We start from the raw sequence: 282 nt of genomic DNA on the forward strand, positions 1-282 counted from the left end.
CCGTAAGATTACTTGATGAGCAGAATCCCGTTGATCTAGTTGGTGATTTTGAGGTTAAAGTTAAAGTTGAGCATAACTTAAGAGCAGGCTCTTATATATTACTGATAGGCATAGACTCTCAAAGCGAAAATATATATTATAATCCTTCTGCTATTCAAGTTGAGGTTTTAGAATTTGGCACAAAGGATTATAAGTACAAAAACTATGGGCTCATTGATGCGAAAAGCACTTGGGAAATTAAAGCGTAAGTTAGCTGATGAGTATGGTTTAATTCCATACGCT

1 protein-coding gene is annotated in these 282 nt (G+C 35.1%); it reads left to right on the forward strand.

Annotated elements, in window-relative coordinates:
- A partial coding sequence (locus tag J4D97_RS23345) for a hypothetical protein (RefSeq protein WP_208309673.1) occupies window positions 1-248 on the forward strand: 248 nt, incomplete at its 5' end.
- Window positions 249-282: the final 34 nt, after the last annotated feature.

This window comes from Hymenobacter defluvii, from assembly GCF_017589435.1.
Classification (GTDB): domain Bacteria; phylum Bacteroidota; class Bacteroidia; order Cytophagales; family Hymenobacteraceae; genus Hymenobacter; species Hymenobacter profundi.